Consider the following 24,188-nt stretch of genomic DNA (forward strand, 5'->3'; position numbering starts at 1 on the left):
AGAGGAACGGGGCACCGCCATGACGACGACCACCGGTACCGGGGAGCCGACGCTCACGGTCGACGAACTGGCCGCGCGCGCCGGCGTCACCGTCCGCACCATCCGCTTCTACAGCACCAAGGGCCTCCTGCCGCCTCCGGCGATCGGCCCCCGCCGGGTCGGTCACTACGGTCCCGAGCACCTCTCCCGGCTCGCCCTCATCGAGGAGCTGCAGCACCACGGGATGACCCTGTCCGCCATCGAGCGCTACCTGGAGCAGCTGCCGCCCGACCTGAGCGCGCACGACCTGGCGATCCACCGCGCGGTGGTGGCGTCCTGGGCGCCGGACTCCGCGGAGGACGCCACCCGCGCGGAGCTGGAGCGCCGGGCGGGCCGCGCCCTGTCGGACGTGGACATCGACCGGCTGGCCGCGATGAACGTACTGGAACGCGCCGGCACCCCGGACACCTTCCGGGTCGATCCGGGGCTGCTGGCGCTCGGCGTGCAGCTCCTGGGCGTGCCGATCGCGCACGAGACGATCCTCGCGGCGCGCACCATCCTCATGGAGCACACCCGCTCGGCGGCGCGTGCGCTGACGCATCTGTTCCGCGACGAGGTGTGGAGCCCGTACCGGGAGCGGGAGTCGGACCCGGAGCACGTGGAGGCGATGAGGTCGCTGTCGGCGCACATGCAGCCGATGGTGCTCCAGGCGCTGGTCACGGCGTTCCAGCGGTCGCTGAAGGAAGAGCTGCGGGCCGCGTTCGTCGACGAGTCCTGAGAGGTACGTCGACGGAGGGCGCGGCCCGCGGCCCAAGGGGGACGACGGTCAGCTGTCGCTGAACTTCTCGCCCTTCGACGCCTTCTCCACCAGCAGCGCCGTCGGCTCGAACCGCTCGCCGTACGTCGCCGCCAGCTCGCGGGCTCGGGCGACGAAGCCGGGCAGGCCGCCCTCGTAACCGTTGATGTACTGGATGACGCCGCCGGTCCAGGCCGGGAAGCCGATGCCCATGATGGAGCCGATGTTGGCGTCGGCGACCGACGTCAGCACGCCCTCCTCGAAGAGCCGGACCGTGTCGATGGCCTCGGAGAAGAGCATCCGCTCCTGCATGTCGACGAAGGGGATCTCCTTGCCGGGCACGGTGAAGTGTTCGCGCAGCCCCGGCCACAGGCGGGTGCGCCTGCCGTCCTCGCCGTACTCGTAGAAGCCGCCGCCGCCACTGCGGCCGGGGCGCTGGAACTCGTCCACCATGCGGTCGATGACCACGTCGGAGGGGTGCCCCGGCCACACTCCGCCCGCTTCCTCCACCGCCTTCTTCGTCTCGTTGCGGATCTTGCGCGGCAGGGTGAGGGTCAGCTCGTCCATGAGGGAGAGGACCTTCGCCGGGTAGCCGGCCTGGGCGGCGGCCTGCTCGACGGAGGCGGGCTCGATGCCTTCGCCGACCATCGCGACGCCCTCGTTGATGAACTGCCCGATGACGCGCGAGGTGAAGAAGCCGCGGCTGTCGTTGACGACGATCGGGGTCTTCTTGATCTGGCGGACCAGGTCGAAGGCGCGGGCGAGTGCCTCGTCGCCGGTCCTTTCTCCCTTGATGATCTCGACGAGCGGCATCTTGTCGACCGGCGAGAAGAAGTGCAGGCCGATGAAGTCGACGGGGCGCGAGACGCCCTCCGCGAGACCGGTGATGGGGAGGGTGGAGGTGTTGGAGCACAGGAGCGCGTCGGGCTCGATGACGTCCTGGATCTCCTGGAACACCTTGTGCTTGAGGCCGGTGTCCTCGAAGACCGCCTCGATCACCGCGTCGCAGCCCGCCAGGTCGGCGGGGTTGGCGGTGGGCGTGATGCGGGCGAGGAGTTCGTCGCGCTTGGCCTCGGTGGTACGGCCGCGGCTCAGCGCCTTCGTGAGGAGCTTCTCCGAGTACGCCTTGCCCTTGGCGGCGGCCTCCGGGGTGACGTCCTTGAGGACGACCTCGATGCCGGCGCGGGCACAGGAGTAGGCGATTCCGGCGCCCATCATGCCCGCGCCGAGGACGGCGACCTTGCGGACCTTGCGGGGCTCGATGCCCTTGGGGCGGTTGGCGCCGGAGTTGACGGCCTGGAGGTCGAAGAAGAACGCCTGGATCATGTTCTTGGCGATCTGCCCGGTGACCAGCTCGGTGAAGTACCGGGCCTCGATGGTCAGCGCGGTGTCGAAGTCGACCTGCGAGCCCTCGACGGCCGCCGCGAGGATATTGCGCGGGGCGGGGTAATTGGCGCCGCCCGTCTGCTTCTTGAGGTTGGCGGGGAACGCCGGGAGGTTCGCGGCGAAGCGCGGGTTGGACGGGGTGCCGCCGGGAATCTTGTAGCCCTTGACGTCCCAGGGCTGCTGCGATTCGGGGTGCGTGTCGATGAAGGCGTGCGCCTTGGCGAGCATCTCCTCGCGCGTCGCCGCGACCTCGTGGACGAGACCGTTCTCCAGGGCGCGCTGCGGGCTGTACTGGGTGCCCTGGAGGAGGACCTTGAGCAGCGCGTCGGCGATGCCCATGAGCCGTACGGTACGGGTGACGCCGCCGCCCGCCGGGAGCAGGCCGAGGGTGACCTCGGGGAGGCCGATCTTGGAGCCCGGCGCGTCGAGCGCGATGCGGTGGTGGGAGGCGAGCGCGATCTCGTAACCGCCGCCCAGGGCCGCCCCGTTGACGGCGGCGACGACGGGCTTGCCGAGGGTCTCGATCCGGCGCAGCGAGTTCTTGATGGCGGTGCCGGTGTCGAAGGCCTGCTGGGCGTTCTCCGGGCCGACCTGGATCATGTCCTTGAGGTCGCCGCCCGCGAAGAAGGTCTTCTTCGCGGAGGTGTAGATGATGCCCCGGATGGAGTCCTTCTCGGCCTCGGCGCGGTCGGCGACCGCCGCGATGGAGGCCTTGAAGGCGGCGTTCATGGTGTTCGCGGACTGGTTCGGGTCGTCGAGGACGAGGGTGACGACGCCGGTCTCGTCCTGCTCCCAGCGGATGGTGGTGGGCTCGCTCATTTTCCGGGTCTCTCCGTAAGAAGTGGGTGCGGGCTGGACGAGATTCAGACGCGCTCGATGACGGTGGCGACGCCCATGCCGCCGCCGACGCACAGCGTGGCGAGGCCGTAGCGCTTGTCCTGGCGCTCCAGTTCGTCGACGAGGGTGCCGAGGATCATCGCGCCGGTGGCGCCCAGCGGGTGGCCCATGGCGATGGCGCCGCCGTTGACGTTGATCTTGTCGAGGGAGAGGCCCATGTCCCTGGCGAAGCGCAGCACGACGCCCGCGAACGCCTCGTTGATCTCGACGAGGTCGATGTCGTCGATGGTCAGGCCCGCCTTGGCGAGTGCCTTGCGGGTGGCGGGGGCGGGGCCGGTGAGCATGATGGTCGGCTCGGATCCGGAGACGGCGGCCGAGACGATACGGGCGCGAGGGGTGAGCCCGTAGCGTTCGCCGACCTCCTTGGTGCCGATGGCGACGAGGGCGGCGCCGTCGACGATGCCGGAGGAGTTGCCCGCGTGGTGGACGTGGTTGATCGACTCCACCCAGTGGTACTTCTGCAGCGCCACCGCGTCGAAGCCGCCCATGTCGCCGATCGCGGCGAAGGAGGGCTTGAGAGGGGCGAGCGAGTCGGCGGTGGTGCCGGGGCGCATGTGCTCGTCGTGGTCGAGGACCAGCAGGCCGTTGCGGTCGCGTACGGGGACGACGGAGCGCGCGAAGCGGTTGTCCTTCCACGCGGCGGCGGCCCGCTCCTGGGAGAGCGCGGCGTACTCGTCGACGTCGCGGCGAGAGAAGCCCTCGATGGTGGCGATGAGGTCGGCGCCGATCCCCTGGGGGACGAAGCCGTTCTCGAAGTTGGTCATCGGGTCGTTGAACCAGGCGCCGCCGTCGGAGCCCATCGGGACCCGCGACATCGACTCGACGCCGCCCGCGAGGACCAGGTCCTCCCAGCCCGAACGGACCTTCATGGCGGCCAGGTTGACGGCTTCGAGGCCGGAGGCACAGAAGCGGTTCTCCTGTACGCCCGCGACGCTGTCGGGGAGTCCGGCGGAGATCGCGGCGGTGCGGGCGATGTCGGAGCCCTGGTCGCCGACCGGGCCGACGACGCCGAGGACGATGTCGTCGATGGCGGCCGGGTCGAGGTCGGGGAAGCGGTTCCTGACCTCGTGGATGAGGCCGACGACCAGGTCGATCGGCTTGGTGCCGTGCAGGGCCCCGTTGGCCTTGCCGCGCCCGCGCGGGGTGCGGATCGCGTCGAACACAAACGCTTCGGTAGTCAAGACACTTGCCTTTCAGGAAGAGCTTTGAGGAAGAGCTTTCGAGAAGAGAGGGGGTGGCGCTACCCGAGGAGGGAGCGGCCGATTATTTCCTTCATGATCTCGGTCGTGCCGCCGTAGATCGTCTGGATGCGGCCGTCCGTGAAGGCCTTGGCGACCCGGTATTCGGTCATGTAGCCGTAACCGCCGTGCAGTTGGAGACACCGGTCGGCAACGCGTTTCTGCAATTCGGTGGCCCACCACTTGGCCATCGACGCGTGGACTGCGTCGAGTTCGCCGTCTCGGTGATCGACGATGCAGCGGTCGAGAAACGTCCGGGTGACGGCGCACTCGGTGGCCATCTCCGCTATCTCGAAGCGGATGTGCTGGAGCTTGGCCAGCGGCCGGCCGAACGCCTCGCGCTCCTTGACGTAGTTCGTGGTGATCTCCAGGAGGTGTTCGGCGGCGGCGATCCCGGCGACCGCGATGCCCATGCGCTCCTGGGCTAGGTTGGTCATGAGGTGGACGAATGCGCCGTTGAGCTCACCCAGGAGATTCTCCTTGGGAACCCTCACGTCGTGGAAGAACAGCTCGGCCGTGTCCTGCGCCTTCTGGCCGATTTTGTCGAGGTTGCGGCCCCGCTCGAAGCCCTCCGCACCGCGCTCCACGACCAGGAGGGACAGGCCCTTCGCACCGCCCTGCGGAGAGGTCTTCGCGACGACGATCACCAGGTCGGCGAGTATGCCGTTGGAGATGAACGTCTTGGAGCCGTTGAGCAGCCAGTGGTCGCCCTTGTCCTCGGCGGAGGTACGGATCCCCTGGAGGTCCGAGCCCGCGCCCGGCTCCGTCATCGCGATGGCGGTGATCGTCTCGCCGGAGCAGAAGCCGGGCAGCCAGCGCCGCTTCTGCTCGTCGGTGGAGAGGTCGGTGAGGTAGGGGCCGATGATGTCGTTGTGCAGGCCGACCGCGAGCCCGGCCGCCCCCGCACGGGTGAACTCCTCGGCCAGTACGGCACTGTAGACGAAGTCGGGGTTTCCGCCGCCCCCGTACTCCTCGGGCACGGCGAGCCCGAGCAGGCCCTGCCTTCCGGCGGCGAGCCAGGCGTCGCGGCTGACGATGCCGTCCTTCTCCCACTGCTCGTAGTGCGGCAGGACCTCCTTGGTGAGGAAGGTGCGGACGGTCTCGCGGAACGCTTCGTGCTCCGCGTTGAAAATCTGACGCTTCATCAATCCACAGTCCCCTACAGCCAGTTCTTCACGGTCTCGATGAGCTTGGCCGGTTCGGGACCGACCGGAATGACGTTGAGCATGGTGACGCCCGCCGCCCGGAACGCCTCGACGCGTTCACGGACGTAGCTCTCGGGCCCGCACAGCGACATGAGCTCGCAGAACTCGTCGGGGACGGCGGCCTCCGCCTCCTTCTTCCTGCCTGCGAGGTAGAGGTCCTGGATCTTCGCGGCCTCCTCCTCGTAGCCGTAGGCGACGGCGAGGTCGTTGTAGAAGTTCTTTCCCCTGGCTCCCATGCCGCCGACGTACAGGGCGATCTGCGGGCGCGCCAAGTCCCGTACCTCTGCGGCGTCTTCGCCGATGGCGAGGAGTCCGCCCGCGACGGTCCGCAGCGCGCCTAGGGAGGGGTCGCGCCGCGTGCTCCCCTCGGCGAGGGCGCTCCCCCACACCTGTTCCGCCTTCTCGGGGAGGAAGAGGGTGGGCAGCCAGCCGTCGGCGATCTCGGCGGTCAGCCTGACGTTGGCGGGGCCGAGCGAGGCGACGTAGACGGGGATGTTGTCGCGCACCGGCTTCGTGAGGATCTTGAGCGGCTTGCCGAGCCGGCCGCCCTTCTCCTTCGGGAGCGGCATGTCGGTGATGCCGTGGTGGTCGATGACCTCCCGCCGCCAGATGCGGCGGCACAGTTCGACGGTCTCGCGGGTGCGTCCCAGCGGCTTGTCGTACGGCTTGCCGTGCCAGCCCTCGACGACCTGCGGGCCCGACGCGCCAAGGCCGAGCAGTGCCCGGCCGCCGGAGATCGCGTCGAGTCCGGCGGCGGTCTGGGCGATGAGGGCGGGGGTGCGCGAGTAGACGTTGAGGATGCCCGCGCCGATCTTCATGCGGGTAGTACGGGCGGCCAGATAGCCCATGACCGTGGGCGAGTCGAAGCCGTACGCCTCGGCCACCCAGACGGCGTCGAGACCGGCGGACTCCAGCTCCGCGACCTGGTCGCAGGCCTCGCGGGGGTCGGCCGCGTAGCTCAACGGGACGGAGATCACCATCAGTTGGTCTCACCCTTCGTGGTGCCCTCTGTGGTGCCCTCTGTGGCGGCCTTGGTGAGGCTCGGTACGTCCCAGTCGGCGGCCACGTCGGCCGTGTCGGCCCCGGGCAGCGCGGGCCCCCGGGCGATCGCGCCCGGCGTCGCGGAGAAGCGCGGGGCGGGTGCCGGCTGGGTGACGCCGCCGTGCTCGACGTAGGTGGAGCGGGCGGCGAGGTGCGGGTGGTGCGGGGCCTCGCGCATGGAGAGCACCGGCGCCACACAGGCGTCGGAGTCCTCGAAGACCGCCGTCCACTCCTGGCGGGTGCGCTCCTTGAAGCGGGCGGCGATGGTCTCGCGCAGCTCGTCCCAGCGGGCGAGGTCACCGCGCTCGGGTGCGGTGTCCGTGATGCCGAGCAGGTCGGTGAACTCGGCGTAGAACCGCGGTTCCAGCGCCCCCACCGCCATGTACTGCCCGTCGGATGTCTCGTACGTCCCGTAGAAGGGGCAGCCGCCGTCGAGGAGGTTCGAGCCGCGCCGGTCCTGCCAGCCGCCGGCCGCGAGCATGGCGTGCAGCATGGTCGCGAGGTGACTGGCGCCGTCGACGATCGCCGCATCGACGACCTGGCCGGAGCCCTCGGGCGTACGGGCGTGCTGGAGTGCGGCAAGGACGCCGATGACCAGGTAGAGCGAGCCGCCCGCGTAGTCACCGACCAGGTTGGCGGGGACGGTCGGCGGCTCGTCCGGCTTGCCGATCATGCCGAGGGTGCCGGTCAGGGCGAGGTACCCGATGTCGTGCCCGGCCCGCTGGGCGAGGGGGCCCTCCTGACCCCAGCCGGTCATGCGCCCGTAGACCAGCTTCGGGTTGCGGGCGAGGCAGCTGTCGGGGCCGACGCCGAGGCGTTCGGCCACGCCGGGGCGGTAGCCCTCGATGAGGATGTCGGCGCGCTCGACGAGGTCGAGGACCTGGCCAGGTCCCGCCGGGTCCTTGAGGTCGACGAGGACGGAGCGCTTGTTGCGGTTGGTGAGGTCCTTCGCCGGGTCGACGCCGAGCCCGGCGCCGCCGGGCCTGTCCACCCGTACGACATCGGCGCCCAGGTCGGCGAGGCACATCGCGGCGAACGGGCCGGGACCGATGCCGGCCAGCTCCACCACGCGCACTCCGGACAGGGGCCCTCGCGGGACCCCCTTGTTCGTGCCTGCTGTCCTTGCCATCAAGCCCCCAGCGCGTGACTGTGACACAACTGATGTAACAGCAGTGATGCTAAGAACGTGTTCCACTCTGCACAAGCCCCTTGGCCGAGCAAGCGCTTAGCCTTTTCCCGAGCTGCACCCGACGACTGGAGGATCCCCATGCCGCGTCCGTACGACATCGTGCTCTTCGGAGCAACCGGCTTCGTGGGCGAACTGACGGCGCGGTACCTGGCCGCGCACGCCCCGGAGGACTGCCGCTGGGCACTCGCGGGCCGCTCGCCCGCCAAACTGGAGCGACTGCGCGAACGCCTGGCCGGGACCAACCCGGCCTGCGCCGCACTGCCACTGCTGCGGGCGGACTCCGACGACCCGGCTTCGCTGCGCGAACTCGCCCGCAGCACCCGGGTGTTGGCGTCGACTGTCGGCCCCTACCTCCAGTACGGAGAGGGCCTGGTCGCGGCGTGCGCCGAGGCGGGCACGGACTACGCGGACCTGTGCGGGGAGCCGGAGTTCCTGGACCGGATGTACGTGGCGTACGACGCGGTGGCCAGGCGGAGCGGGTCCCGGATGGTGCACGCGTGCGGCTTCGACTCCGTACCGCACGACCTGGGCGCGTACTTCACGGTGCGCCAACTGCCGGAGGGGGTGCCGCTGCGGGTCGACGGATACGTAAGGACCGGGGCGCGCTTCTCCGGGGGCACGTTCGCGTCGGCGCTGGGGGCGATGGGGCGCGGGCGGCAGATGATGCGGGCGGCGCAGGAGCGGCGGGCGGTGGAACCCCGGCCGGAGGGCGGGCGCCGGGTACGGGCCCCGTTCGGCGCACCGCACCGCAGCGGCGAGCTGTCCGCCTGGGCGCTTCCCCTGCCGACTCTCGACGCACAGGTGGTGCAACGGTCGGCGGCGGCACTGGAGCGGTACGGACCCGACTTCCGCTACCGGCACTTCGCGGCGGTGAAGTGGCTGCCGGTCGCGGTGGGCGGGGCGCTCGCGGCGGGCTCGGTGGTGGCGGCCGCGCAGGTGCCGGCGGTGCGGCGGCGGCTGGGTGCGCTGTTCGCCCCGGGGACCGGTCCTGACGAGGCGCGGCGGGCGAAGAGCTGGTTCACCGTGCGGTTCGTCGGAGAGGGCGGCGGACAGCGGGTGTTCACCGAGGTGTCGGGCGGCGACCCCGGGTACGGCGAGACGGCGAAGATCCTCGCGGAGTCACTGCTCTGCCTCGCCTTCGACGAACTGCCCAAGGCGGCGGGGCAGGTGACGCCGGTGGTGGCGATGGGCGACGCCCTGCTGGAGCGGCTGCAGGAAGCGGGAATCCGGTTCCGGGTGGCGGCCGTCCGGTGATCGTCGGGGGTCCGCTGATCAGTGGGTGTCCGGTGATCATTGGGTGACCGGTGAGCACTGGATGACCGGTGATCAGCCGGATATCCAGCCCGAGATCGTGTAGATCATGCCGCCGGTCCAGCCCAGCATCGCCAGCACGCCGACGAACACGCTCACTGCCATCCGCCGGCCCGCCCGGTGGACGGTGACGGACTCGAAGTATTCGGGGACGGCGGGTGCGGTACGTGCGCTCATTTTCATGCTCATGCTCATATTCATGTGATCACCCTGTCCCGAAATTCTGCTCACCACATCCGTACGCATACTCAGTTACGCGTCTGTTGCATCGGCCACGCACCTGTTGCACCAGCCTCGGCGGTCGCCTCCGCCAGGGCCCGTCTGCACAGCGAGTCCGCGCGGCGGGTGGTCTCCGGCTGGCGGAAGGCGGAGGCCAGCCTCAGGGTGTGCGCACACGCGTTGTCGAGGCTGACCCGGTGGCCGACGGACACGAAGACGGGCTTCACGCCGGCCCGGGTACGCAGGGCGCGGCCGACCTCCGTGCCGTCGCCCTCGTCGAGGAGGGGCGAGAAGTCCCCACGCCGGGGGCCGGGTTGTTCGTACGTGAACGTGAAGGGGCTCTTCGCGACGCCGAGGGTGGGAAGCCCGGTCAGTACGCCGAGGTGACTGGCCAGGCCGAAGCGGCGCGGGTGGGCCAGCCCGTACCCGTCGCAGACGATCAGGCCGGGGTCGACGCCGAGCTTCCCGAGGGCGGCCAGCACCGTCGGTATCTCGCGGAACGCCAACAGGCCCGGTACGTAAGGGAACGCGACCCGGCCGGTGGCCGTGGTCTCCTCCACCACCGCGAGGGTCGCGGCGTCGAGGACGACTGCCGCGGCGACGACGAGGTCGCGGGCGTCGTCGTACGCGACGTCGACACCGGTGACATGGCCGGTGCCGGGCGGCGGTCCGGCCTGGTCCAGGACGACCCTGGTACGGAGTTCGTCCTGGACGGCGCGGGCGGCGGCCTCGTCCTTCGGGGTGGTATGGGGCGTGTGGTTCATCGTGATCGCCACTGTAGGACGTGGGTCTGACAGTGGGCGGTGGAGGGGCTGGCGGGGCCGACGGGGCCGACGGGGTCGGTACGCTGGCGATCATGTTCGTACTTGAGTTGACCTATACCGCGCCCGTCGAGCAGGTGGACGCGCTGATAACCGATCACGTGGCGTGGCTGGACGCGCAGTACGCGGCGGGTGTCTTCCTGGCCTCCGGCCGGAAGCAGCCGAGGGACGGCGGGGTGATTCTCGCGGTCGCGCAGTCGCGCGCGGAGATCGAGGCGCTGGCGGCGTCGGACCCCTTCACGGTGGGTGGGGTGTGCGCTTACCGGATCACGGAGTTCGTGGCGACGAAGACGGTGGAGGGGTTGGCGCCTTATCGGCAGGCACCGGTCGCTTAAGGCGCGGGCGGTCGCGGGGGCGGGGCGGGGGCGGTCGCGGAGGGGGCGTGCTCTGCGTGGGGCCGCCCCCTTGCCCACCCTTCCCCAAGCTCTCGGCTTCGCTCGAGCAGGGGAGACCCCACAGCCCCCGGGGGGCGGCCCCGCTGCCCAAGGAGGCTAGGGGAGGTAAGGGGCAGGCAGTTAGGGGCGCGGGGAACTGCGCGACCAGCCACAACGCACCCGCACGACGATGACCCGCCCTCAGAATTCCAGCCGTGCCACGCGCCCCTTCTCCCCCGCCGCCCAGCACCCGAAGTCCGCCGTGCAGTCCACCGTGTCGTACGAGCCGCCGTCGATCTTGCGCCACGAGCGTCCCGCGTTGAGCGTCACGTCCGTGCCCGTCGGGCCGACGGAAAGGGCCACCGACCGGCTGCCCGGCAGCCATGCCACCCCGGAGCGGTACTCCGCCGGCGGAGTCGCCGACCGGCGCCACGTCCGACCCCCGTCGGCCGTGATCGCCGCCGCGTCCGGCGACGCCTGCCCCGCCCGGTAGTCACCGCCGACCGCGATCCCGTGCGTACGGTCCCGGAAGGCGACACCGAAGACCCCCCGCGCCGGATCCCCCGCCGGGATCGAAAGGTCCGTCGCCCGCCAGGTCAGTCCGCGGTCCGCCGAGTGCAGCACCCGGCCCCGCGATGCGCCGCCCGTGGCCAGCCACACGTCCCGCGACCCGTTGCTCACCAGGCACTGCCCGCTCGCCGCGAACCCGGCCTCCCCCGGCAGCGCCTCCGGCATCCCCTTGTTCGGGAGCACCTTCCAGGACTTGCCGCCGTCCGCGGTGGACAGGATGCGGTACTTGCCGTCGACCGGGTCGCTCATCGCCAGCCCGTTGCGGTGGTCGAAGAAGGTCAGGCAGTCGTAGAAGGCCTTGGGGTCGGGGTTGCGGAAGGTCTCCTTCCAGGTCCGGCCGCCGTCCTCCGTGCGGTACGTCCGGGACGCCTCGCCCTCGCCGATGGCCAGCACCACCGCGCGCCGCCCGTCGAACGCCTCGATGTCCCGGAACTCCAGTTCGCCCGCTCCCGGCGGCGACACGTCTGCCCAGGTGCGGCCCCCGTCGGCGGTGCGCAGCACGGTGCCCTTGCTGCCGGCCACCCACGCGGTGTGCCGGTTCACCGCCGCGAGACCCCGGAAACGTACGTCCGGCACGCCTGTGTCCTTGAGCCGCCACTCGGAAGGAGCATGCCCGCTCTCCTCCACCACCGGGATCACGCCCGGTCCCGCCGCCTGTGCCGGAACCGTGCCCAGTGCCGCGGCCACCGCCGCCGCACTCAGTCCCACGGCCATCACACGTCTCGTATTCCCCATACCCCTCATGGCGCTGGAAGCTAGCGGACCGGACTGCTGTCGTCCAGAGTGCGGCCAGGGGCACCCGTTCCTATGGTGGGCACACACCGGGCACTCAGCCGGGCACGCACCGTGGATCCAGAGCCGAGGAGGCGACGGGATTGGCAGTCGAGATCGTCGACGCGCAGGACGCGGGACGCTACGAGGCGCGGGTGGACGGATCGGACCGCACGGCAGGCATCTCGCAGTACATCCGTACGCCCGAACTCATCGCGTTCGTCCACACCGAGGTCGCACCGGACTTCGAGGGGAAGGGCGTCGGCGCCGCACTCGTCCGGCAGTCGCTGGACGAGGCACGGGCCGCCGGACTGCGGGTGCTGGCGGTCTGCCCGTTCTACTCGGGCTGGATCCAGCGCCATCCGGACTACCAGGACCTGCTCTACCAGAGCCGCAGCTCGGTCACGGACTGACGGGGGCCCGGCCATGGACACCAGCGACACAACGAACGTCGACAGCGGCGAACGGCCGAAGACCGACGACAGCGGCGAACGGCCGAAGGTCAAGGAGTACCCGGGCGAGACGGTCGACGTGACCTTCGACCCCGGCCGCTGTCTGCACGCGGCCGAGTGCGTACGGGGCCTGCCGGAGGTCTTCGACCTGAAGAAGCGCCCCTGGGTCTCCCCGGACGCCGCCCCTCCAGAACGAGTGACCGAGGTGATCGGACGCTGCCCGAGCGGCGCCCTGCAGTACCGGCTGCGGGACGGGCCCGCCGAAACCGGCGAGAGCCCGACGGTGGTCACCCGCAACAAGGCGGGCCAGCTGCTGCTCCGAGGAGATCTGACGGTCAACGGTTCACACGGTCCGCACCATGAGACACGCGTGATCCTGTGTGGCTGCGGTGCCAGCGGGAACCAGCCGTACTGCGACCACGCAGGTGTCTGCGGCTCGACGTGATTGCAGCCGGAGACGGGTGATGCAGCTCACGCCCGTTCCGTGTGCACGGAATCGCGCGTTCCTACGTCTTCCGGGGCGGCAGGACGCATCCACCGAGCATGAGAGGTGCTGGCCTTGTCCACCGTCATCGAGCAGGCCGTGCAGGCCCGTCTGATCTCCACCGCGCCGCAACTGGAGAACGTTCCCGCGACGCTGAGCTACGACCGCACGGACCCCTTCGCCGTCCACATGACCTTCCCTCCCCCGGCGACCCTGGAGGGAATCGAGGTGGTGTGGACCTTCGCCCGGGAGCTGCTTGCCACCGGCCTTGAAGGGGAGGCCGGCGTCGGTGACGTACAGCTGCGCCCCTACGGCTTCGGGCGGACCGTGCTGGAGCTGCATGCCACCGAGGGGATCGCGATGGTGCACATCAGGACCTCCGAGCTGCGGAACTTCCTGCAGGAGACGCAGGAGCTGGTGCCGCAGGGCACCGAGCACCGGTTCCTGGACGTCGACCAGGACCTGGCCCAGCTGCTCAGCAGCTGACGGGCGGGGGCGGGTCCAGCCGGACTCCACCGAAGACCGAGAAATCATTTGCGCCCGCCGGAGCGGCGGGCGTAACGTTCCTCTCGCCCTGTTGTCGTCGAATGGAGAAGGACGTTGCTCGTCTGAGGTCTGGGACACCGTGCCGCGAGGCAGCCACCCTTGAGTGGACTGCAATTTTCCGCGTGCCGCGTGCGACCTCGGCGTTCGAGCCGTCTTCTTCCCCTCGGGGCCCGAAAATCTGACAGCCGCTCCCCAGTTTTCTGCGCTGTCACCACCCCGGCGCGAGGCCTGACGCGAAGCCTGACGCAAGGTCCGTACGCATTCCCGGTGTCTCCACCAGTTGCCCCAGCACCACTCACCGCAACCTGGAGGCCCTCGTGTCTACCCACCCCCATGCACAGCCCCGGAGCACGTCGCTCACCTGCACCGCCCTCTCCTTCGCCTGGCCGGACGGCACCCCTGTCTTCGAGGACTTCCAGATCGCCGTGGGACCCGGCCGCACCGGCCTCATCGGGGTCAACGGATCGGGGAAATCGACCCTGCTGAAGCTCTTCGCCGGGGAGCTCGCCCCGACCGGCGGCCAGGTGAAAGCCGCGGGCAGCATCGGCTACCTGCCGCAGAACCTGGTGCTCGACACCGGCCTGCGCGTCGACGAGGCCCTGGAGATCGCGGACAAGCGCGCCGCGCTGCACGCCATCGAGGCCGGTGACGCGAGCGAGGAGAACTTCACCGCGATCGGCGACGACTGGGACGTGGAGGAGCGCGCGCTGGCCACGCTCGGCGAGCTCGGCCTCGGCCACATCGGTCTGGACCGCACCATCGGCGAGGTGTCGGGCGGCGAGTCCGTACTGCTGCGGCTGGCCGCACTGCTGCTGCGCCGGCCCGACCTGCTGCTGCTCGACGAGCCGACGAACAACCTCGACCTGTACGCACGGCAGCGGCTGTACGACGCCGTGTCGGCCTACTCCGGAGTGCTCGTCCTGGTCAGCCACGACCGGGAACTCCTGGAGCGGGTCGACCAGATCGCCGATCTGCGCGACGGCGAGGTCCGCTGGTACGGCGGAACCTTCTCCGAGTACGAGGCGGCGCTCGCCGTCGAACAGGAGGCCGCGACGCGCATGGTGCGCGCCGCGGAGGCCGACGTGCACAAGCAGAAGCGCGAACTGGCCGAGGCCCAGATCAAGTTGGCGAAGCGCAAGAAGTACGGCCAGAAGATGAACGAGCAGAAGCGCGAGCCGAAGATCGTGATGGGGCTCCGCAAGCGGGCCGCCCAGGAGTCGGCGGGCAAGCACAAGATCATGCACACCGAGCGGCTGAAGGACGCGCGGGAACGGCTCGACGAGGCGGAGGAGTTGGTGCGCGAGGACGCCGAGATCCGCATCGAGCTGCCGTACACCACGGTCCATCCGGGGCGCGGCGTACTGCTCGTACGGGACCTGGAAATGCCGTACGGGGCGCGCCTGGACGGCGAGTTCGAGCTGCGCGGGCCCGAGCGGGTCGCGCTGACCGGGCGCAACGGGGCGGGCAAGACCACCCTGCTGCGCACGGTCGCCGGGCAGCTGGAACCGCTGTCGGGGGAGGTGGAGACGAAAGTCACGACGCGGTTCCTGCCGCAGCGGCTCGATGTGCTGGACGACTCGCTGAGCGTCGCGCAGAACGTGGCACTGCTCGCGCCGTCGGCGACGAACAACCTGATCAGGGCGCGGCTGGCACGCTTCCTGTTCAAGGGGGCCAAGGCCGACCAGGCGGTGGGCACGCTGTCGGGCGGCGAGCGCTTCCGGGCGACCCTCGCGGCACTGCTGCTCGCGGATCCCGCGCCGCAGCTCCTGATGCTGGACGAGCCGACGAACAACCTCGACATGGCGAGCGTGCGGCAGCTGACCGAAGCGCTGCAGGCGTACGAGGGGGCGCTGATCGTGGCGAGCCACGACGAGCCGTTCCTGGAGTCGATCGGGATCACCCGGCGGCTGCATCTGGGGGCGGAACCGGAGATCCCCACAGAGGAGGCGGAGCCCGCGGAGGCCGAGAGCGTGGGCTGATACCCGGCAGAAGGTGCGGGGGCGAGAAGGCGCCGGGGCGCCTTGTCACGGCGGGGCGCTCTGTCACGGTGGGGCGCCGGCGGGGCGTCCGGTCACGGTGGGGCGCCCCATCACCACGCGGCAACGGCGGGGCACCCGGCCACGGCGGGGCGTCCCGTCACCGCACGGCGACGACGGAACGTCCGGTCACGGCGCGGCGCCCCATCACCGCACGGCGACGGTGGGCCATCACTGCGCGGCGACGGCGGGGCACCCGGTCACGGCGGGGCGCCCCGCCACCACGCGGCGTCCCGTCACGGCGGGGCGACCGATCACGGCGCGGCGACGACGGGGCGTCCGATCACGGCGCGGCGCCCCATCACCGCGCGGCGACGGCAGGGCGCCCGGCCACGGCGGGGCGCCCCGCCACCACGCGGCGTCCCGTCACGGCGGGGCGACCGATCACGGCGCGGCGCCCGGTCACGGCGGGGCACCCCATCACCGCGCGGCGTCCCATCACCGCGCGGCAACGACGGGGCACCCGGTCTCCGCGCGGCGCCCCGTCACCGCGCGGCAACGACGGGGCACCCGGTCTCCGCGCGGCGCCCCGTCACCGCGCGGCGTCCTGTCACAGGGAGCGCAGCTGGGCCTGGGTGCCGGCCAGTTCCGTCTGGAGCGCTTGTCCGGCACGCTCCGCGTCTCCCCGTACCACCGCGTCCACCAGCGTCTCGTGGCCCGCCTCCCCGCAGGCCCGGTCCCTGTTCCGCAGGCCGGTCAGTTCGAGCATGTCGATGAGCCCGGCCCGCAGTACGGGGCGGAACTCCGCGAACAGCGAGGTGAGGACGGGGTTGTGCGCGGCGTCGACGACCACGGCATGCAGGGCGATGTCCGCGTCGACGAATGCCGCGTCTCCCCCGCCCACCGCCTCGCGCCGCGCCTCCATGGCCGCCCGGAGCGCGGTGACGTCGTCCTCGGTGCGGCGTTCGGCGGCGAGCCGAGCCGCCTGGACCTCGACCAGCATCCGTACCTCGTACACATCGGTGATCTCGGCCCGGCGCAGGCGGGCCGGCCAGTCCTCCTCGGGTTCGGTGGCGATGACGAAGACGCCGGAGCCCTGGCGGGCCCGCAGCAGCCCCGCCTCGGACAGGGCGCGCAGTGCCTCGCGGACGGTGGAGCGGCCGACGCCGAGGGTCTTGGCGAGGGTCGTCTCGCCGGGGATCTTGGTGCCGACCGGCCAGTGGCCCTCGGTGATCTGCTCGCGCAGATGCGCAATGGCCTGTTCCACCAAGGGAGTTGGGCGGAGAGCGCCGAGCGTCATGAATTTCACCTGTCAGGTTGTCTGAGGACTTGAGGTGTGGTTAGTGTAGCCGCCATGCACTACTGCGGGCTCCTTCTCGGCTGCCGCGGCGGGGTCTGAGCCGACCGGCACCCCGCCGCGGGGTGCCGTGCTGCCGGTCGGACTCGGAGCCGTTGGACGACCGAAGGAACCACTTCCCGTGCACACCTGGAATCCGCAGCAGCCCAGTCCCATGCCGTCACACCGTTACCGCCCGGCCCACGAGCGCGTGGCCGTACCACTGGCCGATGCCGATCGCACCTGGCCCACCCGCCGCATCGAGAAGGCGCCGCTGTGGGTACCGGTCGATCTGCGCGACGGTAACCAGGCCCTGGCCGAACCCATGGACACCGGCCGCAAGCGCAAGCTCTTCGATCTGCTCGTCGCCATGGGCTACAAGGAGATCGAGATCGGCTATCCGTCCGCGAGCCGCGCCGATTTCGACTTCGTACGGCACCTGGCGACCACCGGCGCCGTGCCCGACGACGTGACCACGGTGGTCTTCACACCGGCCCGCCGCGACCTCATCGAGCGCACCTTCCAGTCGATCGAGGGGCTGGCGCACACGGTCGTCCACCTCTACACGGCCACCGCTCCCACCTGGCGCGACACCGTCCTGGGCCGGTCCCGCGACGAGGTGCACACCCTGATCAGGGGCGGTGCGAGGGACGTGCTGCGGCTCGCGGAACAGCGTCCGGACGCCGACATCCGTTTCCAGTTCTCGCCCGAGGTCTTCAACCTCACCGAGCCGGACTTCGTCCTGGAGATCTGCAACGGTCTGAGCGAGCTGTGGGACGCCTCCCCCGACCGCCCGGTCATTCACAACCTCCCCGCCACGGTCGAGATCGCCACCCCGAACGTCTACGCCGACCAGATCGAGTACATGCACCGGCACTTGGAGCGGCGCGACTCGGTGATCCTCTCCGTGCACCCGCACAACGACCGCGGTACGGGGGTGGCCTGTGCCGAACTCGCCGTACTGGCGGGGGCGCAGCGCGTCGAGGGCTGCCTGTTCGGCAACGGCGAGCGCACCGGCAACGTCGACCTGGTCACGCTCGCCCTCAACCTGCACACCCAGGGCGTCGACCCGGAGGTGGACCTCTCCGACATCGACGCGGTACGGGAGGTGGTCGAGCACTGCAACCGGCTGCCGGTGCCGGTCCGTCACCCGTACGCCGGCGACCTCGTGCACACCGCGTTCTCCGGCACCCACCAGGACGCCATCAGCAAGGGGCTGGCCGAGCACTCCCGGCGGGCTGCCTCCGAGGGTGTGCCGGAGTCCGAACTGCCGTGGTCCGTACCGTACTTGCCGATCGATCCGGCCGACATCGGGCGGTCGTACGAGGCGGTGATCCGGGTCAACAGCCAGTCCGGCAAGGGCGGCATCGCCTATCTGCTGCAGGCCGGTTACGGGATCGACCTGCCGCGCGGGATGCGGCCCGACTTCTCGAAGGCGGTCCAGCGGGCCACCGACGACAGCGGGCGGGAGGCGAGCACGGAGGAGCTGTGGGAGCTGTTCCGTGCGCAGTACCTCTCCCCCGGGGTCGGCGGGCCGGTGTCCGTGCCTTGGTGGGAGGCGGCCGAAGTCGGTCCGGGTGCCCATGAGTTGGTGTGCGACATCGGATTCGACGGCGCGCCGCCGGCCCGCTTCAAGGGGTCCGGGAACGGGCCCGTCGCCGCCTTCACGGCGGCCCTGGCGGAGGCGGGCGTCGAGGTCGACATCCTCGGTTACGCAGAGCACTCCACCGGCAGCGGCCCCGGCAGTCCTGCCGTCGCGTACGCACAGTGCCGGATCGGCGGGGCCGTGTGGTGGGGTGCGGGGCAGGACACCTCGGTGCTGACGGCGACGGTGCGGGCAGTGCTGTCGGCCGTCAACAGGGCGCGGGTCGGTGCCTGATGACTGCTCATCAGCCGTCCGACATCCTGCGGGTGCGTTCCGTGGATTTCGTCAGGGACGGCCGTCTTCTGCTGGACGGCATCTCGCTGACGGTCCGCCCCGGCGAGCACTGGGCGCTGCTCGGTGCCAACGGGGCAGGTAAGACCACCCTGTTGAAGCTGCTCGGCGCGCTCGCCCATCCGACGCGCGGCAGCCTCGAGGTCCTGGGGCACGAGCTCGGCCGGATCGATCTGCGCGAGCTGCGGACGTACGTCGGCCATGTCGACCCGCGCCATCCGCTGCGCTCGCCGCTGCGTGTGCGGGACGTCGTCCTGACGGGTCTGGCCAACTCCGTGGAACCGGTGCCCCGTTGGCGGCCGACCGAGGTGCAGGTGAAGGAGGCCGACCGGCTGATCGCGCTCCTCGGTCTGGAGTCACGGAGCGAGGCGCGGTGGCCGACCCTGTCGCAGGGCGAGCGGGGCCGCGCACTGGTCGCACGGGCGCTGATGCCCAGCCCGCGCCTGCTGCTGCTCGACGAGCCGGCGACGGGTCTCGACGTGGCCGGTCGCGAACAACTCATGGACCGGCTCGATGTGTTGGGCGACACGTACCCGGAGCTGGCTTCGGTCCTGGTCACCCACCATCTGGAGGAGCTGCCCGCCGGGACGACGCACGCGATGCTGCTGCGCGACGGGCAGTGCCTGGCGTCCGGGCCGGTCGCCGATTCGCTGACGAGCGAGCTGGTCGGCGACTGCTTCGCGCACCCGGTCCGGCTGACCCGGGACGAGGGCCGGTGGAGCGTGCGGACGCGGCGCGTGGCGGGCGTCTGATCAGCGGATACCCGGAGCCTGCGGGCCCGTCGTTCGATACGTTCGAGCGGCGGGCCCGCTTCCCTTTCCGGAGCCCGTACCGTTTCGATCCGTATCGGAGATTTCCCATGCCCAGCAGGAAAGCCCTCGTGCGCCGTCCGAGTCCACTGCTCGCCGAAGGGCTCGTGACGCACGTTGAACGGACGCCGGTGGACGTGGAGTTGGCGCTCCGGCAATGGGAGAACTACACCTCCACGCTGCATGCGCACGGCTGGCAGACGGTGGAGGTGGAGCCGGCCGACGACTGCCCGGACGGGGTGTTCGTCGAGGATTCGGTGGTGATGTTCCGCAACGTCGCGCTGATCGGACGGTCGGGGGCGGTGTCCCGGCGGCCGGAGACGGCGGCCGTGGAGTCGGTACTGGTGGAGCGGCTCGGGTGTTCGGTGAACCGGGTGCGGGAGCCGGGGACGCTGGACGGCGGGGACGTGCTGAAGGTCGGCTCCACGGTGTACGTGGGGCGGGGCGGGCGGACCAACGCGGAGGGGGTCCGGCAGCTGCGGGCGGCGTTCGAGCCTCTCGGGGCGCGGGTCGTGGCGGTGCCGGTGAGCCGGGTGCTGCACCTGAAGTCGGCCGTGACGGCGCTGCCGGACGGGACGGTCGTGGGGTACGAGCCGCTGGTGGACAGCGTGACGGCGTTTCCGCGCTTTCTCTCCGTACCGGAGGAGGCGGGCGCGCATGTCGTCGTGCTGGACGGGAACACGGTGCTGATGGCGGCGAGTGCGCCGAAGTCGGCCGAGCTGTTCGCGGATCTTGGGTTCGTCCCCGTTCCGGTGGACATCAGTGAGTTCGAAAAGCTCGAAGGCTGCGTGACTTGTCTCTCCGTGCGCCTGCGCGACCTGCATACATAACAGTATGTAGCGGGACATAACGGATGGGGACTTGGCTACTCGCTCACGCCGCGTTTAACCTACGGTCTCGTAACCTACGAAGCCGTAGGTAACCGCCTTCGTCCCCATCCCCTGGAGTACCCGTGACGATCACCTCTCCCCATCTCGGCAGCTCGGAGGCGTGGACCGACGCCAAGCTGCTGTTCGCACTGGAAGAGGTGGTGGAAAAGGAACTCAACCGCCACCTGAAGGTCACCAAGGACTGGATGCCCCACGAGTACGTGCCGTGGTCGGACGGCCGGAACTTCCCCGGCTTCTTCGAGGACGGCCAGGCCTGGGAGCCCGAGCAGTCCAAGGTCACGGACATCGGCAAAATCGCGCTCGTCGTGAACCTGCTGACCGAGGACAACCTGCCGAGCTACCACCACGAGATCGCGTCCCTCTTCGGCCGGGACGGGGCGTGGGGCACCTGGGTGCACCGCTGGACCGCCGAGGAGGGCCGGCACGGCATCGTGATGCGCGACTACCTGCTCGCTTCGCGGGCGGTGGACCCGGACAAGCTGGAGCAGTTCCGGATGGTGCACATGAGCGAGGGCTTCGAGTCCGACAACCGGCACTCGATGCTGCACTCGGTGGCGTACGTCGCCTTCCAGGAGCTCGCCACCCGCATCTCGCACCGGAACACCGGCCACCAGTCCGGTGACCCGGTCTGCGACCGGATGCTGTCGCGGATCGCCACGGACGAGAACCTGCACATGGTCTTCTACCGGAACCTGCTGGGCGCCGCCTTCCAGCTCGCTCCTGACCTGACCATGCAGGCCGTGCGCGACGTGGTCGTGAACTTCCGCATGCCGGGACACGGCATGCCGGGCTTCGAGCGGGCCGCGGCACAGATGGCCATCGGCGGGGTCTACAACATCCGGATCCACCACGACGACGTGATCCAGCCGGTGCTGCGCTTCCTCAAGGTCCTCGACATCGACGGGCTCGGCCCCGAGGGCCTGAAGGCCCAGGAGGAGCTCGGGCTCTACATGAGCGGGCTGGATTCGGAGGCGACGAAGTTCGACGAGAAGCTGGCGGCGAGGCTGGCGCGGAAGGCGGCACGGGCAGCCGGAGCGGCGTAAGCGCTCCTTTGGCGGAGGGGCTGCCGGAGGCTTGGCCTCCGGCGGCCCGTACGCCGTGGTACCGGTCCGCCGCCTCGTGCGCGCCCGACACCCGCTCGACCGCGTCCGTGCTCGCGCACGTAACGATCCGGGTCGGCTCGCGCACGTAACGATCCGGGTCGCCGAGGCGGGCGGCGATCCGCACCTCGTCCCGGTCGGCCGAGGCCGCGACGCCGGCGAGTCCGCGCCCGTACGGACCGTGCTGTCAACTGGCCCTGCTCCAAGTGAATTGGTGGCTGAGGGTGAGCTGAGGCCGACTCTGGAGGAGCTGGCGGAGATGAGCCGTCACGGCCAAGAGGGGATCTCCGCGCAGGGGCGCCGCCCGCGCCACGTAATCTGTCGGGCGTGAAACCTCTCACCCGTCTAGTCCTCATCGGCGCCCCGGTCGCCATCGTTGCCACCGCAGTGTTCGGCGGCAACCCCAAGGGGGACGACCTGATCTACGTCGACCCGTACGAGAACGCGGAAGCGTCCGGTGAGGCCGATGCGGCCACCGAGGCAAAGAAGCCCAAGACCGACCAGGAGGTGATAGCCAAGCTGCCTCCCGGTCTCGCGGCCCCCGCCGCCAAGGAGATGGCCGCGCAGATCATCTCCACCGCGGAGAACTCGACGACCAACTGGCGCGGCCAGTACTCCTCGATCCGCGACGTCGGCGACGGCAACGGCTACACCGCCGGTGTCGTCGGCTTCACCTCCGGCACGCACGACATGCTGCAGCTGATCCAGGACTACACCAAGTCCCACCCGGACAACCCGCTCGCCGTCTTCATCCCCGCACTGGTGGAGGTCGACGGCAGCGCCTCGCACAAGGGCCTCGACCCCGGCTTCCCCCAGGCGTGGAAGCAAGCGGCGAAGGAACCCGACTTCATCAAGGCGCAGGACCAGGCCCGCGACAAGTACTACTTCAAGCCCGCGGTCGATCTCGCCAAGATGGACGGTCTGGGCACGCTCGGCCAGTTCATCTACTACGACGCGATGGTGCTGCACGGCCCCGGCATCGACCCGCGCGGCTTCTACGGCATCCGCGACCTGGCCCGCAAGAAGGCCAAGGCGCCCTCCGAGACGGACGCCAAGGACAAGAAGAAGGCCGAGAAGGAGTACCTGAACGCGTTCCTGCACGAGACGCGCGAGGTGCTCCGGACGAAGAAGAAGCTCAACGACACGTCCCGCATCGACACCGCCCAGAAGGTCTTCCTCCAGAAGAACAACATGGATCTGAAGCCCCCGCTGGAGTGGAAGATGTACGACGAGACCTTCCGCATCGCGCGCTGACGCGGAAGGCCGCCCGCCGGGCCGGCGGTGTCACCGCCCCGCCGCGCTCCGGACCGGGAAGGCCGCGGCCTGAACCGGGAAGGCCGCGCTCCGGACCGGGGAGACCGTGGTCTGAACCGGGAAGGCCGCACCCCGGGCCGGGGAGGGTGTCACCACGCCGCCTCCCGGTAGTCCTTCAGGAAGACGCCCGACACCGGGTCCCCCGCCTCGCCCCGCACGACCGGGTCGTACACCCTGGCCGCCCCGTCGACGATGTCGAGCGGGGTGCGGAAGCCGCGCGCCGCGATCCGCGCCTTGCGGGGATCCGGGTTCTCGTCGGTGATCCAGCCCGTGTCGACGCTGCACATGTGGACGCCCTGGACGGCGAGTTCGGCGGCGCTGGTGCGGGTGAGCATGTTGAGGGCGGCCTTGGCCATGTTGGTGTGCGGGTGGCCGCCGGTCTTGTTCCGTACGGTGAACCGCCCTTCGACCGCCGTCACGTTGATCACATACCGGCGCGGGCGCGGCGAGGCGAGCAGCAGCGGGAGCAGCCGGTCGCAGAGCAGGGCGGGGGCGAGGGCGTTGACGAGCTGGGTCTCCAGGAGTTCGGCGGGGTCGACGGAGCCGAGGCGGGCGGACCAGGAGTTGACGGGTGCGAGGTCGGGCAACAGCCCTGCCTCGTCCGTCTCTTCGGCCAGTACGAGGGCCAACGCACCGTGCGCCGGGGAGAGTTCCGCGTTCATCGATACGTACCCGGGGGCCCGCAGCACTTCGGCGGGCAGTGTCCCGCGCTCCCCCGCCGCCAGCGCCGCGTACGACTCGGGCGGTCGGCGCACGGTCTGGGCGGCGTTGTTCACCAGGATGTCCAGCGGTTCGCCCGTGTCCCTCAACTGCTCGCACAGGCCGAGCACTTGGCGCGGGTCGCGCAGGTCGACGGCGACGACGGTGAGCCGGTCGAGCCACTTCTCACTGCCTTCCGCGGCCCGGAAACGGGACAGGGTGTCGTGCGGGAAGCGGGAAGTGACCAGGAGTTCGGCGCCGTCGCGGAGCATCATCAGGGCGAGCTGGAAGCCGATCTTGACCCGGCCGCCGGTGAGCAGGACGCGCCGCCCGGAGAGGTCGGTGGTCAGGGCGCGGCGGGCGGTGTTGTCGGCGGCGCAGGCCGGGCAGAGCAGGTGGTAGAAGGCGTCGACCTGCCGGTAGGGCTGTTTGCAGACGTAGCAGCGGCGCGGGCGGCGGAGAGTGCCGGGCGTGCCGGGCCGCTCCAGCGGAGCGTCCTCGCGCCGGTCGAGGGCCCCGGTCGTGGCGGCGGCCATGGTCGCGGCGTCCACCTGCTTGTCGGCTGCCTTGCGGTCCTTGCGCCGACGGTGCCGGCCGTCGCGGACGTACGCCCCGGCGACCCGCTCGGTGTGCAACCGGACGGGGTGGTCGGCGGGGAGGGTGCGCAGCTTCTTGACCGTACGATGGAAGGACGCGAGTTCCTCCTCGGACGGGGCGTTGCCGGACAGTGGGTCGTCGGACAGTGGGTCATCGGACAGTGCGTCGTCGCGGGACCCCTCCGGTATCGGCCCGTGCGGCCCGTCGGCCGTGTGCTGCATGTGTTCCCCGCCCCCGTGCGTGCTTTCGGCG

The 24,188-nt window shown here is 70.6% G+C and carries 22 protein-coding genes; 12 read left to right on the forward strand and 10 right to left on the reverse strand.

Annotation, left to right across the window (positions count from 1 at the left end):
- The first annotated feature begins 19 nt into the window (after positions 1-19).
- Positions 20-757: a MerR family transcriptional regulator gene (locus tag AB0D18_RS07905; protein WP_362414128.1), complete on the forward strand. Its 738-nt coding sequence runs from the start codon at positions 20-22 to the stop codon at positions 755-757.
- Positions 758-805: 48 nt separating this feature from the next.
- Here the strand turns inward: AB0D18_RS07905 and AB0D18_RS07910 are convergent, their stop codons facing one another.
- From AB0D18_RS07910 to AB0D18_RS07930, 5 genes are read right to left on the reverse strand one after another with little or no spacing between them, the layout of a single operon-like run.
- Entirely contained in the window at positions 806-2,980 is a 2,175-nt protein-coding gene (locus tag AB0D18_RS07910) for a 3-hydroxyacyl-CoA dehydrogenase NAD-binding domain-containing protein (RefSeq protein WP_362414130.1), read from the reverse strand.
- A 44-nt stretch (positions 2,981-3,024) separates the two neighbouring features.
- Positions 3,025-4,239 carry an acetyl-CoA C-acetyltransferase gene (locus tag AB0D18_RS07915; RefSeq protein WP_362414132.1) on the reverse strand — a complete coding sequence of 405 codons (1,215 nt, stop codon included), beginning with the start codon at positions 4,237-4,239 and terminating at the stop codon, positions 3,025-3,027.
- Positions 4,240-4,298: 59 nt separating this feature from the next.
- Positions 4,299-5,441, reverse strand: a complete 1,143-nt coding sequence (locus tag AB0D18_RS07920) for an acyl-CoA dehydrogenase family protein (RefSeq protein WP_362414134.1) — start codon at positions 5,439-5,441, stop codon at positions 4,299-4,301.
- A gap of 14 nt (positions 5,442-5,455) precedes the next feature.
- Positions 5,456-6,481 (reverse strand): LLM class F420-dependent oxidoreductase, encoded by a 1,026-nt coding sequence (locus AB0D18_RS07925; RefSeq protein ID WP_362414136.1) that lies wholly within the window; start codon positions 6,479-6,481, stop codon positions 5,456-5,458.
- Positions 6,481-7,671, reverse strand: a complete 1,191-nt coding sequence (locus AB0D18_RS07930; protein WP_362414138.1) for a CaiB/BaiF CoA-transferase family protein — start codon at positions 7,669-7,671, stop codon at positions 6,481-6,483. Before AB0D18_RS07930 ends, AB0D18_RS07925 begins: the two co-directional genes overlap by 1 nt.
- Before the next feature lie 138 nt (positions 7,672-7,809).
- On the opposite strand from AB0D18_RS07930, the gene AB0D18_RS07935 reads away from it, so the two are divergent.
- Positions 7,810-8,985 (forward strand): saccharopine dehydrogenase NADP-binding domain-containing protein, encoded by a 1,176-nt coding sequence (locus AB0D18_RS07935; protein WP_362414140.1) that lies wholly within the window; start codon positions 7,810-7,812, stop codon positions 8,983-8,985.
- A gap of 72 nt (positions 8,986-9,057) precedes the next feature.
- Here AB0D18_RS07935 and AB0D18_RS07940 read toward each other — a convergent pair whose 3' ends face one another.
- Entirely contained in the window at positions 9,058-9,219 is a 162-nt protein-coding gene (locus AB0D18_RS07940) for a hypothetical protein (protein ID WP_362414142.1), read from the reverse strand.
- A 71-nt stretch (positions 9,220-9,290) separates the two neighbouring features.
- Positions 9,291-10,025 carry an endonuclease V gene (locus AB0D18_RS07945; protein ID WP_362414144.1) on the reverse strand — a complete coding sequence of 245 codons (735 nt, stop codon included), beginning with the start codon at positions 10,023-10,025 and terminating at the stop codon, positions 9,291-9,293.
- Positions 10,026-10,117: 92 nt separating this feature from the next.
- Between AB0D18_RS07945 and AB0D18_RS07950 the strand changes: the two genes are divergently transcribed.
- Positions 10,118-10,417 carry a YciI family protein gene (locus tag AB0D18_RS07950; protein ID WP_362414146.1) on the forward strand — a complete coding sequence of 100 codons (300 nt, stop codon included), beginning with the start codon at positions 10,118-10,120 and terminating at the stop codon, positions 10,415-10,417.
- A 240-nt stretch (positions 10,418-10,657) separates the two neighbouring features.
- On the opposite strand, the gene AB0D18_RS07955 is transcribed toward AB0D18_RS07950, so the two are convergent.
- Positions 10,658-11,740: an oxidoreductase gene (locus AB0D18_RS07955; protein ID WP_362414148.1), complete on the reverse strand. Its 1,083-nt coding sequence runs from the start codon at positions 11,738-11,740 to the stop codon at positions 10,658-10,660.
- Between the two features lie 161 nt (positions 11,741-11,901).
- Between AB0D18_RS07955 and AB0D18_RS07960 the strand changes: the two genes are divergently transcribed.
- From AB0D18_RS07960 to AB0D18_RS07975, 4 genes are all read left to right on the forward strand, one after another.
- A complete protein-coding gene (locus tag AB0D18_RS07960) occupies positions 11,902-12,210 on the forward strand; it encodes a GNAT family N-acetyltransferase (RefSeq protein ID WP_362414150.1) in 309 nt (102 codons plus the stop codon).
- Between the two features lie 13 nt (positions 12,211-12,223).
- Positions 12,224-12,694 carry a (4Fe-4S)-binding protein gene (locus AB0D18_RS07965; protein ID WP_362414152.1) on the forward strand — a complete coding sequence of 157 codons (471 nt, stop codon included), beginning with the start codon at positions 12,224-12,226 and terminating at the stop codon, positions 12,692-12,694.
- Positions 12,695-12,808: 114 nt separating this feature from the next.
- Entirely contained in the window at positions 12,809-13,219 is a 411-nt protein-coding gene (locus tag AB0D18_RS07970) for an SsgA family sporulation/cell division regulator (protein ID WP_362414153.1), read from the forward strand.
- 377 nt (positions 13,220-13,596) lie between these two features.
- Entirely contained in the window at positions 13,597-15,258 is a 1,662-nt protein-coding gene (locus AB0D18_RS07975) for an ATP-binding cassette domain-containing protein (protein ID WP_362414154.1), read from the forward strand.
- 607 nt (positions 15,259-15,865) lie between these two features.
- Here AB0D18_RS07975 and AB0D18_RS07980 read toward each other — a convergent pair.
- The gene (locus AB0D18_RS07980) at positions 15,866-16,555 is read right to left on the reverse strand and encodes a FadR/GntR family transcriptional regulator (RefSeq protein WP_362414155.1); all 690 of its coding nucleotides are present in this window, start codon (positions 16,553-16,555) and stop codon (positions 15,866-15,868) included.
- Between the two features lie 211 nt (positions 16,556-16,766).
- On the opposite strand from AB0D18_RS07980, the gene AB0D18_RS07985 reads away from it, so the two are divergent.
- From AB0D18_RS07985 to AB0D18_RS08005, 5 genes are all read left to right on the forward strand, one after another.
- Entirely contained in the window at positions 16,767-18,470 is a 1,704-nt protein-coding gene (locus AB0D18_RS07985) for a 2-isopropylmalate synthase (RefSeq protein WP_362414157.1), read from the forward strand.
- On the forward strand, positions 18,470-19,279 hold the full coding sequence (locus AB0D18_RS07990) for an ATP-binding cassette domain-containing protein (protein WP_362414159.1): 810 nt from the start codon (positions 18,470-18,472) through the stop codon (positions 19,277-19,279). The genes AB0D18_RS07985 and AB0D18_RS07990 overlap by 1 nt, the downstream gene beginning before the upstream one ends.
- A 107-nt stretch (positions 19,280-19,386) precedes the next feature.
- Positions 19,387-20,166, forward strand: a complete 780-nt coding sequence (gene ddaH / locus AB0D18_RS07995) for a dimethylargininase (protein ID WP_362414161.1) — start codon at positions 19,387-19,389, stop codon at positions 20,164-20,166.
- A gap of 122 nt (positions 20,167-20,288) precedes the next feature.
- Positions 20,289-21,269: an acyl-ACP desaturase gene (locus AB0D18_RS08000; protein WP_362414163.1), complete on the forward strand. Its 981-nt coding sequence runs from the start codon at positions 20,289-20,291 to the stop codon at positions 21,267-21,269.
- A 384-nt stretch (positions 21,270-21,653) separates the two neighbouring features.
- On the forward strand, positions 21,654-22,580 hold the full coding sequence (locus AB0D18_RS08005) for a chitosanase (protein ID WP_362414165.1): 927 nt from the start codon (positions 21,654-21,656) through the stop codon (positions 22,578-22,580).
- A 149-nt stretch (positions 22,581-22,729) separates the two neighbouring features.
- Here the strand turns inward: AB0D18_RS08005 and AB0D18_RS08010 are convergent, their stop codons facing one another.
- Positions 22,730-24,157 (reverse strand): SDR family NAD(P)-dependent oxidoreductase, encoded by a 1,428-nt coding sequence (locus AB0D18_RS08010; RefSeq protein ID WP_362414167.1) that lies wholly within the window; start codon positions 24,155-24,157, stop codon positions 22,730-22,732.
- Positions 24,158-24,188: the final 31 nt, after the last annotated feature.

This window comes from Streptomyces sp. NPDC048442, assembly GCF_040651475.1.
Lineage (GTDB): Bacteria > Actinomycetota > Actinomycetes > Streptomycetales > Streptomycetaceae > Streptomyces.